Origin of the sequence: Acinetobacter pittii (assembly GCF_034064985.1) — a bacterium.
GTDB classification, from domain to species: Bacteria; Pseudomonadota; Gammaproteobacteria; order Pseudomonadales; family Moraxellaceae; genus Acinetobacter; species Acinetobacter pittii_H.
The window spans coordinates 336,149-351,266 of record NZ_CP139249.1 but is presented as its reverse complement, the minus strand read 5'-3'; the positions used below and the strand labels follow the sequence as shown (position 1 = coordinate 351,266).

At 40.7% G+C, this 15,118-nt stretch carries 12 protein-coding genes; 1 reads left to right on the top strand and 11 read right to left on the bottom strand.

The window, feature by feature from the left end:
• Window positions 1–10 precede the first annotated feature (10 nt).
• The 5 genes from pilQ to pilM all read right to left on the bottom strand — a co-directional run bounded on the left by pilQ (window position 11) and on the right by pilM (window position 5,254).
• Window positions 11–2,176, bottom strand: coding sequence for a type IV pilus secretin PilQ family protein (gene pilQ, locus SOI76_RS01625; RefSeq protein WP_104079736.1), 2,166 nt, complete (start codon window positions 2,174–2,176; stop codon window positions 11–13).
• 63 nt (window positions 2,177–2,239) lie between these two features.
• The gene (gene pilP / locus SOI76_RS01620) at window positions 2,240–2,767 is read right to left on the bottom strand and encodes a pilus assembly protein PilP (protein WP_104079735.1); all 528 of its coding nucleotides are present in this window, start codon (window positions 2,765–2,767) and stop codon (window positions 2,240–2,242) included.
• Window positions 2,768–2,778: 11 nt separating this feature from the next.
• Window positions 2,779–3,558 (bottom strand): type 4a pilus biogenesis protein PilO, encoded by a 780-nt coding sequence (locus SOI76_RS01615; RefSeq protein WP_104079734.1) that lies wholly within the window; start codon window positions 3,556–3,558, stop codon window positions 2,779–2,781.
• A complete protein-coding gene (gene pilN, locus SOI76_RS01610; RefSeq protein WP_104079733.1) occupies window positions 3,555–4,196 on the bottom strand; it encodes a PilN domain-containing protein in 642 nt (213 codons plus the stop codon). The genes SOI76_RS01615 and pilN overlap by 4 nt, the downstream gene beginning before the upstream one ends.
• Window positions 4,196–5,254: a pilus assembly protein PilM gene (gene pilM, locus SOI76_RS01605; RefSeq protein WP_205668420.1), complete on the bottom strand. Its 1,059-nt coding sequence runs from the start codon at window positions 5,252–5,254 to the stop codon at window positions 4,196–4,198. The genes pilN and pilM overlap by 1 nt, the downstream gene beginning before the upstream one ends.
• A 161-nt stretch (window positions 5,255–5,415) precedes the next feature.
• On the opposite strand from pilM, the gene ponA reads away from it, so the two are divergent.
• Window positions 5,416–7,977: a penicillin-binding protein PBP1a gene (gene ponA, locus SOI76_RS01600; protein WP_146065068.1), complete on the top strand. Its 2,562-nt coding sequence runs from the start codon at window positions 5,416–5,418 to the stop codon at window positions 7,975–7,977.
• 53 nt (window positions 7,978–8,030) lie between these two features.
• Here the strand turns inward: ponA and rrmA are convergent, their stop codons facing one another.
• Genes rrmA through ftsI form a run of 6 tightly spaced genes read right to left on the bottom strand, consistent with a single transcriptional unit; the run spans window position 8,031 to window position 15,113 of the window.
• The gene (gene rrmA / locus SOI76_RS01595) at window positions 8,031–8,855 is read right to left on the bottom strand and encodes a putative RNA methyltransferase (protein ID WP_104079731.1); all 825 of its coding nucleotides are present in this window, start codon (window positions 8,853–8,855) and stop codon (window positions 8,031–8,033) included.
• A gap of 2 nt (window positions 8,856–8,857) precedes the next feature.
• On the bottom strand, window positions 8,858–9,190 hold the full coding sequence (locus SOI76_RS01590; RefSeq protein WP_104079730.1) for a hypothetical protein: 333 nt from the start codon (window positions 9,188–9,190) through the stop codon (window positions 8,858–8,860).
• Window positions 9,191–9,249: 59 nt separating this feature from the next.
• Window positions 9,250–10,368, bottom strand: coding sequence for a phospho-N-acetylmuramoyl-pentapeptide-transferase (gene mraY / locus SOI76_RS01585; RefSeq protein ID WP_002116751.1), 1,119 nt, complete (start codon window positions 10,366–10,368; stop codon window positions 9,250–9,252).
• Window positions 10,369–11,769, bottom strand: coding sequence for a UDP-N-acetylmuramoyl-tripeptide--D-alanyl-D-alanine ligase (murF, locus tag SOI76_RS01580; protein ID WP_104079729.1), 1,401 nt, complete (start codon window positions 11,767–11,769; stop codon window positions 10,369–10,371).
• Between the two features lie 8 nt (window positions 11,770–11,777).
• A complete protein-coding gene (gene murE, locus SOI76_RS01575) occupies window positions 11,778–13,277 on the bottom strand; it encodes a UDP-N-acetylmuramoyl-L-alanyl-D-glutamate--2,6-diaminopimelate ligase (RefSeq protein WP_104079728.1) in 1,500 nt (499 codons plus the stop codon).
• A 3-nt stretch (window positions 13,278–13,280) separates the two neighbouring features.
• Complete coding sequence (ftsI, locus tag SOI76_RS01570; RefSeq protein WP_104079727.1) at window positions 13,281–15,113, bottom strand: penicillin-binding protein PBP3; 1,833 nt, start codon at window positions 15,111–15,113, stop codon at window positions 13,281–13,283.
• Window positions 15,114–15,118: the final 5 nt, after the last annotated feature.

The window sequence follows — 15,118 nt, the reverse complement described above, 5'->3', positions numbered from 1 at the left end:
AAAAAATATATTAATGATTTCTCACCAAAGTGTCATTAACAATTCGTGGCGTAACGAAAATCAGTAACTCTTGCTTATCATCAGATTTCACATCTTTTCTAAATAAACGTCCAACGACAGGAATGTCTCCAAAGAAAGGAACCTTGGTTTGTGAGTTAGAAGTCGTCTGCTCAAATACTCCTCCTAAAATAACAGTCTCACCATTATTGACGAGTACATTGGTATTAATTTGATTCTTATTTAAAATTAACTCGCCATTAGGGGCCGCGCCAGCAACAGAATCCTTTGAAATATCCAATTTCATTTGAATTTTGCCATCAGGCGTGATGCTCGGAGTAACATCCAAACTTAAAAGCGCATCTTTAAATGATGTACTTGCTGTAGCTCCGGCAGCAGAATTCGTCGTGGTTTGATATGGGACCTGTTGACCTGTTGCAACTTTTGCAGGTTGTTTATCTGCAGTCATCACTTTAGGAGTGGAAATCACCTCACCATAGCCATCAGCTTGAAGTGCAGAAAGTTCGAGATCAAGCATAAAATCCGACATACTAATCAAACCAAAGGCAATACTTCCAGCTGGGTTAGTGACCCCTAAATCGACATTTAAATTATCTGGGCGTTCAATCGTATATTTATAACCGCCTGTTGTTTCATCTTTTTTAGGTTCTCTTAAATTCCACAAGGTTGTTTCACTACCACCCACTAACAAATTATTATTATTGGTAATCCCTTGCGATAATATGCCCCATTTAACACCGAGTTCTTTAGTAAAAGAAGTAGAAGCTCTTACAATACGCGCCTCAACCATAACCTGTTTAACTTGTACATCCAAAAGATCAATCATTTTACGAATTTGATCAATCGACTGAGCCGTATCATTAATAATTAAGGTATTGGTACGGTCATCTTGAGTAATTGTTCCACGTGGACTCAATAAACTCCCTACATTATTACCTAAACTATCAACACCAGTATTTAAATTGGTTGAGGTTGAAGTACCCCCGCCAGACGTACTCTGCAAACCATTACTATTGTTTGAGCCTTTGGTAACTAAGCTCATAATATCTTGAGCTCGTGCATATTTCAGTTGAATATACTCAGTTTGTAATGGCGCTAATTTTACACTCTGTGCAACAGCTTTTGCCTCTTCTTCTTCGGCCTTAATCAATTCTGTAACTGGAGCAATCCAAATTACATTTCCATTTCTGCGTTTATCTAAATTTTTAGTTTTTAAAATAATATCAAGTGCTTGATCCCACGGAACATCTTTTAAACGCAAAGTAATATTACCTTGAACGCTATCAGCCGCAACCATATTAATACCAGTAAAATCAGCAAGTAACTGTAAAACGCGACGAACTTCAATATCTTGGAAATCGAGAGAAAGCTTATTACCAGAGTAGTTAGGTGTCTTATATAAAGAGGTTACATTTTTGTCCTGCGGACGCTTTAAGCTAATGGTCAATTTATTTTCTGCCTGATAAGCCATATATTCATAGCTACCAGTAGATTGAATCGTAATAACGCCATTGCCTTTTTCGTTATAAGATTCAATTGTCGAAACAGGCGTAGCAAAATCATTTACATTTAAGCGTTTAGCTAAGTGTGTAGGAATTTTAGAACCTAACGTTCTCACCACGACCTTGCTCCCTTGTTGCTGGACATCAACAGGGGTGTTACTTCCCAGCAAGTCAATAACAATAAGGCCTTCACCTTGACTACCGCGCTGGAAACCAATATTTGAAACACCTTGGGGTTGCACGACGCTTGTTGGTACGGGCTTCGCTATAGCTTGAGCTGAATTAATTTTTAAAATAAAAGTATTGCCTTCAATACGAGTTGTAAAAGCGCCTGCCTCATTTAAATTTACTGTTAAACGTGAACGCTGATCATCAGAGCTTACATCGACCGAGCTCGCTTCATTGGTTCCAATCGCTACTTTTGACTGCGTGAGATTCTGCTGCGCTTTATTAAAATCTAAAATCAAACGTGAAGGATTTTCAAGTTGATATGCTTGTGGTTGCGGTGGCAAACCATTAAACATCACTCGAATTTCCGTACCCTGACCCGCTATTTGCGTCGGTACAATATTGGTCATGCTGACCTGTGCAGATGCAACCTGCATAATTGCAACCGCTACAGCCCCCATAGAAAACTGACTGAATACGTGATTCATTGTCTAACCATCCCCAATTAAATAATCTTTAAAAAATACTTTTTCTTTGTTATTCCCTAAATTTTAGGGTGCAGGTCCAATTAACACTAAAGTTCTTGGTCTCTCAACATAGCCTTCTCGTCCATCAGGAACAATTTCCACCAGATCAATCTGAGTCGGACCAATATGCGTAATCCGACCTTGATTCATGCCGATATAGTTCCCCACCTGTACTCGCTCAATTTGATGATCAGGTGTTTGGATAAGCGCCATGACTTGCCCTCGGTTGTTACGCATACTTCCTTTCATATTTAAAGATTCTAATGCATAGCTTTCGAGTGGCTGAGATGCGCGTGAGAAATTCGGATACACCCGTTTTCCCGCCATAATTTTGAGCTCAGCCGCAAGTGAGCTTGGTAAAAAAGGACTCTTTAACTGATGGGCTGCATAATTGAACTGGGGCACAGGTGTAAAAACAGGTGCAGGTTCTATAGCTTGTGGTGGCTGATTACGTATATCGGCCATTTGCTGATTTACGGCATCGATTCTTGAGTCGCATCCAACTAAAACCAAGCCAATCCCCAGAGAAAGTAAAATTTTCTTTAGTTTCATTAGTTATCCTCCTACTTTCGCTTTGACTTCTTTATAGAAGGAATATGTACATTACGGCTATCGGAGGCGTTTATCTGACTTTCACCATTTATCACTTGAGGATCACTATTATTTTGGTTTTCAACCACGCCCATATAGCGATAAGTTTTTGCTTTAATAGCGTAATTAAGCACGGGAATATCTGATTTACTATCTTTAACAGGAGCAGCTTCAACTACAAAATCATGCATCGTCACAATACGCGGTAATGCCGCAATGCTGCTAACAAAAGCACCAAAAGCGTGATAATCGCCTGTTGCCTCAATCGTAATTGGCTGTTCAATAAAAATTTCCTGCTTCACTTCATCTTCTAAGCGGATATTTTTAAACTTCAGACCAGAATTCACCCCCGTTAAGTTAATATCTTCAACTAAACTTGGAATTTCAGTTTCTTTTGGCAATTGTTCTAACTGCTGATTAAAATTGGCTTGCATCTCTTGAAGTTGAAGCTGGTATTGCTGCAAGTTACGTAATTTTGAGTCTTTTTCCCGAAACTCATTTAATAAGTTACTTTCTTGTGCCTGAGCATTATCAATTGCTTCGAGCTTTGGTTGAATAGCAACAAAATATCCCAAGGCCAATACAGCAAAGAAAATAAAAATCCAGCACGTAATTTTCACAGATAATGGCCAGCTGCCATAACTGTTCATATCTAGCGTGTTAAATTGCTGAAGAAATTTTTCTAAGGTGATCTTTTTTTTCTTAGATGGAGCTTGTTCTAAAGACAGCTCATGAAGTTCATCAGGACTCATTTTGCTACCTCCTTATCCGTACTTACAGACGCATTGGCGGTATCATCTGTTGCTGTCACTCCCATTTCCCCTAAATCAACAGTAACAACAAAACTGCCATAGCTATCTTCCACTCGCGGAAGCAAAGAACTCATTGCTTTATCTTTTTTCTCTTCAGTCGCCAAGAAAGAATTCATAAAAGCATTGCGATACCATGGAGATGCTTCAAGATTACGTAATAACTCTGCAACTGTATTTGGACTTTCTGCTTTACCTTCAATGGTAAATTTATCTCCAGTTCGGCTGAATTTAGTCAAATACATGGCTGCCGGAGTCACGCGCACCAATTCATCCACCAAGCGCACGACAACTGGACGCTGACTTTGCAAACCCTGAATGAGTTTCATACGCTCAATAATGGCATCGCGCTGTTCTTGCAAACCGTTTAAGGTTTTAAGTTGTTGATCTAGATTCTGGTTTGTACTGATGATGAGCTGATTCGCTTGTTCTTGATCATCTAATTTTTGATTCAAATAAAACCACCCTGCAAATACAGTGGTTATCCCCAAAACAACGACCCCAAAACATAAAATAATAAATTGTTTTTTTCGCTGCTCCCTAAGCCCATCACGCCAAGGGAGTAAATTAATTGTTGCCATTAATCAAAACTCCTTAAAGCCAAGCCACATGCCACCATTAGTGATGAGGCATCATTTTCAATTTTTTGAACGTCGACTTGAGGAGAGAAACCCATTTGTAAAAATGGATTGGCAATAGTGACTCGGTAACCGAGTTTTTGCTGCAACAATTTAGCAAGACCTGGAATGTTGGCATTCCCGCCTGCTAGCAAAATATGGTCAATTTCGTTGAATTGAGATGAAGAAAAGAAAAATTGTAGAGATCTAGCAGCTTGCTGAACTACAGCATCTAAAAATGGTTCTAAGATTTCGATGTCATAATCATCTGGCAAAGAACGTTCTTTTTTAGCGCGTCCCGCTTCTTCTAATGACAAACCATAACGGCTTTGAATTTCCAAAGTAAGCTGTTTGCCACCAAAGACTTGTTCACGGGTATAAATGATTTTGCCATTTTGCATAACCGATAATGTTGTCATGGTATGGCCAATATCTAAAATACCAATGGTATTTGCACCCATAGGCAAGCTATCAGCAAATACACTAAAAGCACGCTCGACAGCATAACTCTCGACATCAGCAAGTTTAGGCGTTAAATCTACCAGTTCCAGTACTTCTACGCGTGTTTCAACATTTTCTGTGCGTGTTGCGACTAAAAGTACATTTACACGATTTGGATTTGGCAGTCGATCTGGTAAAACCTCAAAATCAAGGCTCACCTCATCCAAAGGGAACGGTATATATTGCTCCGCATCTAATCGAATCTGAACTTCACGTTCATCATCGTTCATATCTGCATCCATTTCGATGGTTTTATGAATAACCGTCGATGTCGGAACAGCAATTGCAGCGTTACTGGTTTGGGGATTTGCTAAATTCATCGCCCGTTCCAAAGCTTCTGCAACTGCTTCTGGATTTAAGATATTTTTTTCAACTACACTGTTCTCAGGTAAAGGCGTTAAAGCATAGCTTTCTACACAATATTTACCGTTCTTAACAGAGAGCTCTAACAACTTAACAGAAGTCGAACTAATATCGACGCCCATTAACCCCTTATTCGGTTTACGATATAACCTGAGCACACTATTGTCCTATTATTTTTTTATCCCCAAAAAAAATTACAAACCAATAATCTAGGTCTTTATTTTTACACGGATACAATATCTCATCTAACAATCCGCATGTCTAAAGGCTATACTGACCACAATTAGTTTGTATTCGATCTTATTAAAGCTTACTTATCATGAAAAAGCTATCCAGTTTGGGCTTCGTGCGTCCAATTTTTTTGATCATTATTATTATCTTAGTCTCACTTCCGATGGGCTTTTATGGCATGTATCTCTATATCGCCCCATCGCTTCCAGAAATGAGTTCACTAAAAAAAGCTCCCCTTTTAAAACCATTACAGGTCTACACTTCAGACAATCAACTGATTGCCGAGTACGGTGGTAAGCTTTCTATTCCGGTTGAATACAAACAAATTCCCCCTGCTTTTATTCATGCATTTTTAGCAGCAGAAGACTCTTCTTTCTTTGAACATAGCGGGATCAGTTTTAAGGGTTTAGGTCGTGCTTTGAGCGAAAGTGTGACGGGTTCGGATGTGCAAACTGGTGGTTCAACGATCACCATGCAAGTTGCAAAGAACTATTATTTGAGTCCAGAAAGAACTCTAAAACGTAAAATAACCGAAATCTTTTTGGCTCGAAAAATTGAGCAAAATTTATCCAAAGAAGAAATTCTCAGCCTCTATGTGAATAAAATCTTCTTAGGGAAAAATGCGTATGGTATCGCGGCAGCAGCTAAAATTTATTATAACAAAAGCATTAATGAGCTCAGCATTGCTCAAATGGCGATGATCGCTGGTTTGCCCAAAGCACCATCTAAATATAACCCTGTAGTTAATCCAGAACGCGCTCTCGAACGACGCAACTGGATTTTAGGCCGTATGTTACAGCTGGGTTATATTTCTCAAGCAGAATATCAAAAAGGTGTAGCAGAACCGATTAACCTAAACATGCCCAATCGGGATTTAAATAATATTCACCCGTACGCTGGTGAAATGGTTCGTTCAGAACTTGTAAAGCATTTTGGTGAACAAGCCATTGATTCTGGCTATAAAGTCTACACAACAATTAATGCTAAACGCCAAGCGATTGCAGAAAAAGCTGTGCAAGATGGCCTTGAAGCTTATGACCGTCGTCATGGCTGGCGTGGTGCAGAAGCACATGACAAACCATTAAGTGAATTTAGAGCATATGCCAACACTTATCCTGCACAAGTTACTAAAGTAAATAGCAGCTCTTTTGAAGCATTAATGCAAGATGGCTCAACTGTTACTGTTCAGTGGTCAGGCATGTCATGGGCACGCCCCTATCGCAATGCAAATAGCGTAGGTGGCGCTCCTTCACGTGCATCTCAAATTGTTAAAGTTAAAGATATTGTTCGTTTACGCCCAAATGACAATAAAACAGCTTGGTCTTTAGTTCAGGTTCCAAAAGTTCAAGGTCAACTCATTGCAATTAACCCGAATGATGGTTCAATTGAAGCAATTGTAGGTGGCTATAACTTCTACCAATCAAAATTTAACCGTGCCTTACAAGGGTGGCGTCAACCAGGTTCTACAATCAAGCCATTCCTCTATGCTTTAGCATTAGAAAGAGGCATGACACCTTATAGCATGGTGAATGATAGCCCAATTACGATTGGCAAATGGACACCGCGAAACTCTGATGGGCGTTACTTAGGTATGATCCCATTACGTCGTGCTTTATATTTGTCTCGTAACACCGTATCAGTAAGACTTCTACAAACAGTAGGGATTGAACGTACTCGCCAATTATTTATGGATTTCGGTTTACAAGAAGATCAAATTCCTCGCAACTACACCATTGCTTTAGGTACTCCTCAAGTATTACCAATTCAAATGGCAACTGGTTATGCAACGTTTGCAAACGGCGGTTACCGTGTTCAACCACATTTCATTCAACGTATTGAAGATGCTTACGGCAAAGTCATTTATGAAGCCAAACCAGAATACGCGTGTATTCCATGTATTAATGCACCTGACACGACAGGTGATGAGCAAAAACCTACAACAACTGATGACGAAGTCATTGAAGTTACGAATAAAGACGTAGAGCAGAAGGAAAAAGCCGCTAAGCAGCTTAATCTCAAACAGACTGATAAAAACAACAGTCAATATCGCCAAGCTCAACGTATTTTAAAATCGAGCTCTGCTTATGATATGGCGAACATCTTACGTGATGTAATTGAGCACGGTACAGGTCGTGCTGCACTTAAAATTGGCCGTAGTGACTTAGGTGGTAAAACAGGTACTACGAATGATGCAAAAGATGCATGGTTTGCAGGCTTTAACGGCAAGTTAGTGACTGTAGCATGGGTTGGATTTGACCAACCGACTACGCTTGGCCGCCGTGAATATGGTGGTATTGCTGCATTACCAATCTGGATTAACTTCATGGGTCAAGCATTGCAAGGCACGCCAGCAGCTTGGGTTCGTTTAGATAAAGATGCTCAAGGTCCTATTTCTCGTGACAAACAACAAACCGTTACTGAAGTAGGCGATAAGAAAACTTATCGTGCTGCTCCACCATTAGCGCGTCCGCTCTATCGTCCAGCACCGCCGCAACCAAAACTGAGCAATGACAATGACTTCTCTGATTTACCGGGTGAAGAAATTGTGATTCCATCTAAGGCTGCACCTCCTGTTATGAAACCTTCACAGGAGCCTGCACCTAAGCGTGAAAAAGATGAATTAGAAAATCTGATTAATCAGATTGAATAGCAAAAAAAAGCCATCGTATGATGGCTTTTTTTTGCGCTTTTTAAAACAGATCATCAGATGGCTTCTTTTTTGCGTTTCTGAAAAACATAAATTTGAAAAGACGCTGTTACTTCTAATTGTGAGTGCTGCTCTAACTGCGAACGGCGCTCAGGAGAAGCTTTGTAAGCATAAGGCGTCATAGCAATCAGATTTTTTAAAGCCTGCTGCTCAAGCAAAAAAGGTGCATCAATAATTTGCTCTTGTTTTAGCTCAAACAAATCTTGCAACTGCTCTACAAATTTTTCTGGTGTGTGAGGGTTCACTTGTTCAAAAAGAGCTTCACGCATGGCATACAAATGTTCAGAGGCAGGCGTAACAACTATTAAATAACCATCTTCTTTTAAAACACGCGCAATTTCGGCTTGCGGAATTGGGCTAAATAAACTGGTGCAGGCATTCATGCTATGGTCTAGCACCGGTAAAGTTGCTCCTGTTCCCACCACCCACGTTACTTCAGTGTTGAGCTTTGCTGCACGTTGTACCGCGTTTTTTGCAATATCAACTCCAACACACTGCTCAACAACTTGCTGCATAGCACTTGTATAGTAGCCCTCACCACACCCGATATCGAGTATTGCTTTTACATCGAGTTGCTTTAATAAAGCGACTACAGCTTGCTGTAAAGGCTGATAGTAACCACCTTGTAAAAAAGCTCGGCGTGCATCTACTGACTCAGGTGTATCCCCTGGGTTTTTACTATGTTTATGTTGCACAACATGTAAATTGACATAGCCTTGTTTAGCCACATCGTAACTATGCCCTTGCTCACATCGCCATGTTCTTTCAGTTAAATTTAGAGGCTGACGACACACAGGACACATTAAAATTTGCTTAGCCACGTTTAATTATTCTCTTGTTCTTTTTGTTGTAAATAAGCCTTTGCATGCAGTCCAACGAAGGTACGACCTGCATTTGTTCCATTAATCCATTCATCTACCTGAAACAAATCAAACAGACCTACTTTGATCAAAGTTGGAATTGCAATTTTCAATTCTTCCTCAATTTGTCCTCTTTGCCCTGCATTATATAATTTAATATTGTGCAGCATTGTCGCTACAGTTCCTGTTTGAACTTGACTTCCATCTTTAAGTACAACTTGAGGTAATACTTCGCCCTCTCCAACTACTTTTTGATTAATCACAGATAATTGGTCTAGACCAGCAACTTTTGTCATTCACCTCTCCAATAAAAAAAGCCAGTAGAACTGGCTTTATATTGACACTAAAATAAGATCTATCGCAATTTTAAAGTCATTAGACCTAAAACTACTAATATAATTGTAATAATCCAAAAACGGATCACAACTTGCGTTTCTTTCCAGCCCTGCTTTTCATAGTGATGATGCAGCGGCGCCATTAAGAACACACGTTTATTACGCATACGCAAAGAGCCAATTTGCAAGAATACAGATACTGCCTCCATTACAAATACACCGCCCATAATTGCAAATACGATTTCTTGACGAACCATAACTGCAATTGTTCCAAGCATCGCACCTAAAGCTAAAGCACCGACATCACCCATAAATACTTGAGCAGGATGTGCGTTATACCAAAGGAATGCCAAACCGGCACCAATCATGGCAGAACAGATTACTACGAGTTCAGAGGTGTATTTCACATACGGAATATGTAAGTAGTTAGCGAAACGGATGTCACCAGACAAGTAAGCAAATACGCCCAAGCCCGTAGCTACCATGACAACTGGCATGATTGCCAAGCCATCTAAACCATCTGTTAAGTTAACTGCGTTAGAAGCACCATTAATCACTAGATAGGTAAATACAATAAATGCCAAACCTAAAGGAACAATTGAGAGTGGAATTGAAAGATTCTTAAAAAATGGAATCAATAAATCCAGCATGTTTGCCGTATGTTCTGCATTAGACTGTTGAGTTGCGATCAAATATAACGCAATACCGGCACCCAGCGATGCAACAGAAGTCCAGAAAAACTTCTTACGTGCAGGTAAACCCGCATTGTCTTTATAGCGAATTTTAATCCAGTCATCTGCCCAGCCTACAGCACCAAACACAACCATTACACCAAGCACAATCCAGACATAAGGGTTAGATAAATCAGCCCATAGCAAGGTACTAATACCAATTGAAAGCAGAATTAAAATCCCGCCCATGGTTGGCGTACCCATTTTTTTAGCATGATTTTCAGGAGCAAACGAACTTACTGCCTGACCGTATTTTAACGCTTGTAATTTACGAATCATGATCGGCCCAAGGACCAGACCAATGGTCAGTGAAGTTAATACACTGAGTAAAGAACGTAATGTTAAATAACGAACGACCTGAAACGAGCTGTGATAGCCCGCAAGTTGTTCAAACAACCATAACAGCATTTAAAGTTTCTCCATCAAATCAGCCATCAACGTTTCCATATGAGTAAAGCGAGAACCTTTAAACAGGAAACTCATGGACTGGGGTTGATGTGTTTGGATTAGATTGATTAAAAATGGAAGCGCCTCAGCTTGTGTCTGAAATGCTTTCACTTTATTAGAATGAGAGTCTGCACCCTCGAGAGCAGCTGGAGCGAACTGTCCAACTGCAATAATATGATCTAAAGGAAGTTCGGCAAGGTCACGACCCAAATCATGATGCTCTTGCCAACTGCTATCACCTAACTCACCAATATCCCCCATGACCATCACTTTTACGCCTTGTTGCTGCAACAAAACTTGTGCAGCAGCGCGCATAGAAGTCGGATTGGCATTGTAGGTATCATCAATAAATAAGTAAGGTGACTTTTGAATAAAGTTAAGACGACCTTTGGCTCCCTGAGCTTGCTCTAAACCTTGGACAATATCTTCTAGTCCAATACCAATTGCTAAAGCAAAAGCTACAGCTGCGGTCGCATTTTGAACATTATGCTCACCTGCAAAAGGGAGTTTAACGGCACTACTACCTTGCGGTGTATGAAGGTTAAAATTTGTTGATTGAGGCAATAACTCCACATCTGTTGCATAGACATCACCTCCTACACCAAATGTAGAAATACGATGAGCTTTCGTAGCATCAAGAATCTCAGCAGTAAAGTCATCTTGTTGCGGCACGATTGCAACGCCATTTGGTAAAATATGACGATAAATTTCCGATTTTGCGCGGCAAATACCTTCACGGCCACCAAATTCGCCTAAATGAGCTGTACCAATATTTAATATGCCCGCAACATGAGGCTGAACGAGTTTTGATGTGTAATCAATCTCGCCTTGATGGCTTGCACCCAACTCCATCACCGCATATTGGTGTTCCTTGCGAAGCTCTAGCAGCATCATTGGTACACCAAGGTCATTATTTAAATTTCCTCGGGTGATTAGTGTCGGTGCTAAGCGCGACAATATACTTCCCAGCATTTCTTTGGTGGTGGTTTTACCACTACTTCCCGTTAAGGCAATCACCTTTAATTGTGAGTTTTGCTCACGGCGATAAGCGCCGAGTTGCCCTAAAGCCAATCGAGTATCGGCAACAACGAGTTGTGCAATATCCACATCTAGCGGACGTTCAACAATAGCTATTTGACAACCATTAGCAGCAACTTGCGCAATGAAATCATGCGCATTAAAACGCTCGCCTTTTAGCGCTAAAAAGGCATCCCCAGTTTCCGCATGACGCGAGTCCGTCAAAATACGTTTAATTTCAGTTTGAGGGATCTGATCTTTATGCCAGTAGCCCTGTGTTGCCTGTTGTAATTGTTGAGCTGTCCACGGTTCCAAAGGCACGGTACTGGTGGTTGAAGTATGCATAATTTGTCCTATTGTGCAGGGTAAGCAGCGTCTACAGTATGATGTTGCGCAGCAATCGCAGATTGAACTTCGACAACATCATCAAACCAGTGACGCACACCATTAATTTCTTGATAATTTTCATGTCCTTTACCGGCAATCACAACGATGTCACCAGCCTGAGCCTGCTGTGCAACAAATTTGATAGCTTCACGGCGGTCATGAATTTCATGCATACGGTGCCCTGAAAAATCGATTCCTTGCTTCATGTCAGCAAAAATTTGTTCAGGGTTTTCTGTTCTTGGATTATCCGAAGTCAAAATAATTGGGTTTGCGCCGTCTAAAGCTGCTTGAGTCATGAGTGGACGCTTACCGCGATCACGGTCTCCGCCACATCCAAAGACTGCCCAAAGTTGATTCGAAACATGGCGTTTTAATGTTTTAAGTACTTGAATTAATGCATCTGGTGTATGCGCATAATCAACAACAAATAAGCGATCACCATCGCGAATGACCTGCATTCTGCCTGGTGCACCAATCAGTTGAGGAACGAAAGCGACTAGTGCATTTAAATCAAAACCTGCTTGCTCAGCAGCAATAAGTGCTGCAACTAAGTTTTCGACATTAAAATGCCCTAACAATGGACTTTGCACAGCAAAAGAACCTTGCGGGTTCACTAAATTAAATGCCGCTCCTGCTAAACTGTAACTCAGGTCATTAATATAATAATCAGCAGTATTTTGAGTAAGTGAATACGTTAAAATTTTCGGTTGAGCAGGATTTTGCTTTGCTGCATTGATCATGAGAGCAGCATGCTCATCATCTAAATTAATAACAGCTACTTTTAAAGTATTAAAACGGAATAAAAGAGCCTTTGCTTCTGCGTAAGCCTCTAAAGTGCCATGATAATCCAGATGATCACGACTCAAATTACTATAAACAGCAATTTCAATCGCACAACCATTTAAACGGCCTTGCTCTAAACCATGTGAACTTGCCTCTAAAGAAGCAAAAGCCGCACCTTGTTTTGCATAATCATGCAATGCATTTTGTAGGTGTAAAGCATCAAGCGTAGTATGAGTTGATGGCGTTAAGTCTGGCAAAATACCATTGCCTGTAGTGCCCATCACGGCACAACGCTGTTGTTGTGAGCTAATTAATTCAGCTACTAGACGCGAAATTGTGGTTTTACCATTTGTACCTGTCACGGCAATAATACGTGTTGGCGTCACAGGATCTATACGCTGTAAATAACGCTCTTGCCACTCACCCATACGTTGACGCACATCAGGGCACACCCACTCATTTGCTACGCCCAACTCAGTCTCGCTAATAACGGCAAGTGCACCATTCCCTAAAGCCGACTCAGCAAATGTACGCGTTTTTTCAGGTTGGCTATAACTGGTCAAAGCGATAAAGATCTGGCCTGACTCAACCTTACGGCTGTCTAAACTAAAACCATGAAAAGGCTGCTTAGACCAGTGTGCATCAATCTCGACTGGATTAATTTCTTGAAAAGAAACAGACATAGCTTACCTGCGAATAGGATTTACTGAAGTATCAAGGGGCTTATCAAGCGGCACATTCATTAAACGCAATGATTCTTGCATAATGCGTGCAAAAACAGGAGCTGCAACCAAACCACCGTAATAACGGCCTTGTGGATTTTCAACAACGACAATAACTGCTAAACGAGGATCGCTAATCGGAGCTACACCTGCAAATAAAGCACGGTATTCATTATTTGAATAACCTTTACGGTCTGCACGAAGTTTATGAGCCGTACCTGTTTTACCACCAACGCGATATCCCGGGATATTAGCTTGTTTAGCAGTACCACCCGGCATCGTTACTTGCTCAAGCATAAGCAAGACCTGATCAGCAATTTTTGGAGCAAGAACTTGCTCACCTTTAGGTGCTTGATCGAGCTTATGCAAGCTTAGAGGCATTTTTACCCCATGGTTTGCAAGCATTGCATAGCCTTGCGCCAACTGAAGAATAGTTGCATTTAGACCATAACCATAAGCCATGGTACCAATTTGAGAAGAGTTTAATTTGCTTACGGGAAGTACTAAACCAGAGCTTTCACCTGGGAACTTCACAGCAGAACGCTTACCAAAGCCCGCACGGTTAAAGAAACTTGGTAATGTTTCCTTAGGAAGTGACAACGCAATTTTTGCCGAACCTACGTTTGATGACTTGATAATTACGCCACTAACAGTCAAAGCACCATAGTTATGCGTATCACGAATAGTATGCCAACCTAAACGCATTGAACCAGGTGAGGTGTTGACAATCGTATTTGGTGTATATTGTCCAGTTTCGAGTGCAGCAGAAATTGTAAAAGGCTTCATGGTAGAACCCGGCTCGAACATATCAATCGCACCGCGGTTACGCATGGCATCTTTATTAGATAAGCCATTTTTATCATTCGGGTTATAGGATGGCCAACTGGTCATGGCCAAAATTTCACCTGTTTTAACATCTACAGCAATTGCTGTCGCCGAACGGGCATTATTTGCAACACCAGCAGCAGTCAACTCACGGTACATAATATATTGCAAACGAGAGTCGATACTTAAAGTGATGTTTTCGCCTGGCTCACCCTCACGAATAACCTCTGAAACTTTTAAGCGATTACCACGTTTATCACGAATAATTTTTTGTTCGCCATCTACCCCAGACAGTTGTTTATTCAACTGCATTTCCAAGCCTTCAATCCCTTGGCCTTCACTATTGGTTAAACCAATAATCTGAGCATTTGGCTGCGGTTGAGGATAATAACGTTTATATGTTTTCTCAGCATAAACGCCTTGGAAGTTACCCTTTGTAATCAGGTCTGCCTGTTGTGGTGGTACTTCTTTTTTCAAAACTAAATAACGAGAACGTGGACGCGCATTCATCTGTTTTTTAAGATCTGCACGGTCTAGGCCAACCACATCCGCCAATTCATCAAGATTCAGGTTTTTATCTGGTAATTGTCGTTTTAACTTACGATTATTCGGATCTTTCTTTAATTCTGCCGTAATTTCGTCATATAAATGCTTGGTATCAAAGTAATCACGCGGATCCATTACAATTTTCATAATAGGCGTGCTGATCGCTAAAGGCACGCCATGGCGGTCGCTAATCACCCCACGCATTGCCTCAAGACGTTCCGTACGCAAAATATTGGCATTGGCCTTGTTTTGTAAAAAGTCTTTATTAATGACTTGTACATAAAAAGCACGTGCAATTAATACAACAAAACAGAGCAGTACTGTTGCCCAGAGCAGATAAAACCGCCACATGTCAAAGGCAAGAGTTGGTTTTTCCGAAATAGACTGCTGTTTTTTCCGTGTTTGCTTTGTTCGCTTATCTACCATACAGC